At 36.0% G+C, this 4,144-nt stretch carries 4 protein-coding genes; all 4 read right to left on the bottom strand.

Features of this window, described 5'->3' with window-relative positions:
* Positions 1-129: 129 nt before the first annotated feature.
* The 4 genes from rplT to thrS all read right to left on the bottom strand — a co-directional run bounded on the left by rplT (position 130) and on the right by thrS (position 3,403).
* Complete coding sequence (rplT, locus tag AACZ92_RS16115) at positions 130-474, bottom strand: 50S ribosomal protein L20 (protein WP_339703595.1); 345 nt, start codon at positions 472-474, stop codon at positions 130-132.
* Positions 475-577: 103 nt separating this feature from the next.
* Positions 578-775: a 50S ribosomal protein L35 gene (rpmI, locus tag AACZ92_RS16110; RefSeq protein WP_117160460.1), complete on the bottom strand. Its 198-nt coding sequence runs from the start codon at positions 773-775 to the stop codon at positions 578-580.
* Positions 776-877: 102 nt separating this feature from the next.
* Positions 878-1,396, bottom strand: a complete 519-nt coding sequence (infC, locus tag AACZ92_RS16105) for a translation initiation factor IF-3 (protein ID WP_339703598.1) — start codon at positions 1,394-1,396, stop codon at positions 878-880.
* 60 nt (positions 1,397-1,456) lie between these two features.
* A complete protein-coding gene (gene thrS / locus AACZ92_RS16100) occupies positions 1,457-3,403 on the bottom strand; it encodes a threonine--tRNA ligase (protein ID WP_339703591.1) in 1,947 nt (648 codons plus the stop codon).
* Between the last annotated feature and the right edge of the window lie 741 nt (positions 3,404-4,144).

Here is a 4,144-nt window from a genome sequence, read left to right as displayed (position 1 = left end):
TTACGTTAAATAAAAGCAAACCTTAAAAAGTGAGATGTAATTTCTCTTATTATTAAAGGATATAATAAAAAAGAGCCGCTCAATTAGAGCGGCTCTTTCTGTATAGTGAAATAAATACAGTTTATAAATTTACTTTACTTTCTCTACAATTGCTTTGAAAGCTTCAGGATGGTTCATTGCTAAATCTGCAAGTACCTTTCGGTTCAATTCGATTTCGTTAGCTTTTAACTGTCCCATAAATTTTGAATAAGACATCCCATGTTGGCGTGCGCCAGCATTAATACGTGTGATCCATAAGGATCTAAAATTTCTCTTCTTTGCACGACGGTCGCGGTACGAATACTGCATTGCTTTATCAACAGCATTCTTGGCAATCGTCCATACATTTTTACGTCTTCCAAAGTAACCTTTGGCATGCTTCATTACCTTTTTTCTTCGGGCTCTTGAAGCAACTGAATTTACTGATCTTGGCATAATTTTAATTGTTTTTTGTAGCAGGCGGTCATTTAGACACTTTGGTTACATTAAGTAGCCATACTCCAGGGTTTAAATAATTTGTTTTAACCGGTTAAGCGGTTTACTTCATACGAAGCATTTGCTTAACATTGCTCTCATCTGCTTTATCAACTAAACCATCATGAGTCAATTTAAGCTTACGTTTTTTAGACTTCTTTGTTAAGATATGACTTTTAAACGCGTGCTTTCTTTTAATTTTACCAGTACCGGTAACTTTAAATCGCTTTTTAGCACTGGATTTTGTTTTTTGTTTTGGCATGTCTGCTTCTTTTATCTATTTATTTCACTTTATTTTCAACGCTTTTCCATACAAAAACCAAGACACTTTACTGTCCTGGAAGATGATCGGAATCGAAGCGTGTTATTTCGATTTCTTAGTAGGAGCAAGGAACATAATCATTCGTTTACCCTCTAGTTTTGGCATTTGTTCTACTTTACCAACTTCTTCTAGATCTTGAGCAAGGCGTAATAATAATATTTCTCCTTTATCCTTATATATGATGGATCGTCCCTTGAAAAAGACATATGCTTTTAGTTTCGCTCCATCTTTTAAAAACTTCTCTGCGTGGTTCTTCTTAAATTCGTAATCGTGATCGTCGGTATTTGGACCAAAACGGATCTCTTTTACAACAACTTTTGAAGCTTTTGCTTTTAAAGCTTTTTCTCTCTTTTTTTGCTCGTAGACAAATTTCTTGTAGTCCATCACTTTACAAACAGGAGGCTTGGCATCAGGAGATATCTCTACTAAATCCAGTCCCATTTCTTGTGCGATTTCCAATGCTTTGTTGGTTGGATATACATCCATTTCCACATTGTCGCCTACAAGGCGTACTTCGTCTGCCCGAATCTTCTTATTGATTCGGTGTTGATCTTCTTTTATGACCCTTCTTGGGCCTCTACTTCTTTTTCTTCGTATTGCTATGGCTATAAATTATTATGGTTAAACATTAAAATCTACAATATTATTTTCAATTTCCTTGTTAATTAATTCAGAAAATTCTTCAACGGTCATATTTCCTATATCTCCGTCGCTATGTTTCCGTACCGAAACTGTACCATCTTTTTCTTCCTGCTCACCAACAATGAGCATATATGGTATTTTATTCATTTCAGATTCCCGAATTTTCTTCCCTATGGTTTCATTTCGGTTATCAACAAGGGCGCGAATTTCGTTATTTTCAAGCGAATTTAAAACTTTTTGAGCGTATTTTTCATATTTTTCACTTAAAGATAATATAGCAACTTGCTCGGGCATAAGCCATAAAGGGAAATTACCCCCTGTGTGCTCTAGTAAAATGGCTACAAATCGCTCTAAACTACCAAACGGAGCCCGGTGAATCATAATAGGTCTGTGTAGCTCATTGTCACTGCCTTTGTAAGTTAACTCAAATCGCTCAGGTAAGTTGTAATCTACTTGTATAGTACCTAATTGCCAGCTTCTACCTAAGGCATCCTTCACCATAAAGTCTAGTTTGGGGCCGTAAAAAGCAGCTTCGCCAGTTTCAACTTTATAATCCAATCCTTTTTCTTTTGCAGCATTTAGGATTGCATTTTCAGCTTTCTCCCAGTTTTCAAGAGCACCAATATATTTTTCTGGCTTATCAGGATCTCGTAATGATACTTGCGCAGTAAAGTTTTCAAATCCTAGTGAGCCGAATACATATAACACAAGGTCTATAACCTTTTTAAACTCTTCATCCAATTGATCTGGAGTACAAAATATATGTGCATCATCCTGTGTAAATCCACGTACACGAGTTAAGCCATGTAATTCACCACTTTGTTCGTAGCGGTAAACCGTTCCAAACTCAGCAAAACGCTTCGGTAAATCTTTATAAGACCAAGGTTTGCTATTGTAAATCTCACAGTGATGTGGGCAGTTCATCGGTTTTAATAAAAACTCCTCATCATCGTTTGGTGTTTTTATAGGCTGAAAACTATCTTCTCCATATTTTGCGTAATGACCAGACGTAACATAAAGTTCTTTTTGGCCAATATGCGGAGAAACAACCATCTCGTAACCCGCTTTTTTCTGAGCCTTTTTAAGGAAGTTCTCTAAGCGTTCTCTAAGAGCAGCGCCTTTAGGAAGCCATAATGGCAAACCTTGACCTACTTTCTGTGAAAACGTAAACAATTCAAGTTCTTTCCCAAGCTTTCTATGATCTCTCTTCTTGGCTTCTTCTAATAAAGCAAGATACTCCTTAAGCTCTTTTTGCTTCGGAAAAGTAACGCCGTAAATACGTGTTAATTGCGTATTGTTTTCGTCACCACGCCAATATGCGCCAGCGATACTCATCAATTTTACGGCTTTTACAATACCGGTATTAGGAATGTGGCCGCCACGGCATAAATCAGTAAACGTATCATGATCACAAAAAGTGATGGTCCCATCTTCAAGGTTTTCAATTAATTCAACCTTATATTCGTTATGTTGCTTTTTATAATAATCTAATGCGTCGGCTTTAGAAGATTCTCGCATAGAAAACTCATGCTTTCCACGAGCAATTTCTAACATCTTCTTTTCGATGGCAGGGAGATCCTTTTCCGAAACAGTATGCTCACCAAAATCTACATCATAATAAAACCCTGTATCAATAGCCGGTCCAATTGTTAGTTTAGCACCAGGATACAATTCTTCCAATGCCTGTGCAAGAATGTGGGCAGAAGAATGCCAAAAGGCTTTTTTGCCTTCATCATCTCTCCATGTATATAAAACAAGGCTGCCGTCTTCAGTAAGTGGCGTGCTGGTTTCTACGGTTTCTTCATTAAAGGAAGCCGAAATAACATTTCTAGCTAACCCTTCGCTTATGCTTTTTGCTACATCCATGGGAGTAACGCCAGCATCAAATTCTTTTACACTTCCGTCCGGTAAGGTAATGCGTATCATAGTAAAGTAATTTATTAAGTAACAAAGATACTACTGTTTTAAAAGTCTCACAATATACAAGGGTTTAGTTTTCCTTGAAAATAACCAACATGCTATAATTAGTTTATAATTGTCAATTAATATGGCTTGTTTGTGTAAGAGAAAGGGGGGAGTGTCTCCTTAGGTTTAAAATTTAATATCTCTTAGCGCAGCGGCCCCCATGTCTTTTATGTGGGCGTTCTCTTTTCTTGTAGAAAAAACAAGAAAAGGGCAGGCTTTCGTCAGTCGCTTTTTTAAAGCTATGGAGCTTTAAAAAGAGCTCCAACAAAGACTCAATCCCTAACGCAAAGTAATTCGACCAAAAATTGTATATATATTAAGGTATAAAGGGGTAATAAAAAGCGTGGATTTAATTTCTGTATTAAATTAAAACAAATCAACTACTTAGCTAATCAGGTTAAAAAAACTTTAAAAAAAGGCTATCTTTTATTTGTAGAAGTGGATAAGCAATGTATCTTTGCACCCGCTTACAGAAACAACGTAAGATGTTTTTAAAAGCAAATAACGATCTTTAAAATTCTTGAAAATAAACTTTTAAAAAGTGTTGCAGGTTTAAAAAACTGTTGTACATTTGCACCCGCTTAACGAAGCAATGAAAATTGAATCAAAAAGCAAAAAAACGCTCTTAAAAATATTTTGAAATAAATTTTTAAAAAGTGTTGCAGGTTTAAAAAACTGTTGTACATTTGCACCCGCTTAACG

The sequence above is a fragment of the uncultured Marixanthomonas sp. genome, from assembly GCF_963974425.1.
Classification (GTDB): Bacteria; Bacteroidota; Bacteroidia; order Flavobacteriales; family Flavobacteriaceae; genus Marixanthomonas.
This window is presented reverse-complemented; position numbering and strand designations above follow the sequence as displayed.

Bases quoted from the DNA above. Each gene is read 5' to 3' on its own strand.
- rplT (WP_339703595.1), bottom strand. From the start codon at position 474: ATGCCAAGATCAGTAAATTCAGTTGCTTCAAGAGCCCGAAGAAAAAAG.
- rpmI (WP_117160460.1), bottom strand. From the start codon at position 775: ATGCCAAAACAAAAAACAAAATCCAGTGCTAAAAAGCGATTTAAAGTT.
- thrS (WP_339703591.1), bottom strand. From the start codon at position 3,403: ATGATACGCATTACCTTACCGGACGGAAGTGTAAAAGAATTTGATGCT.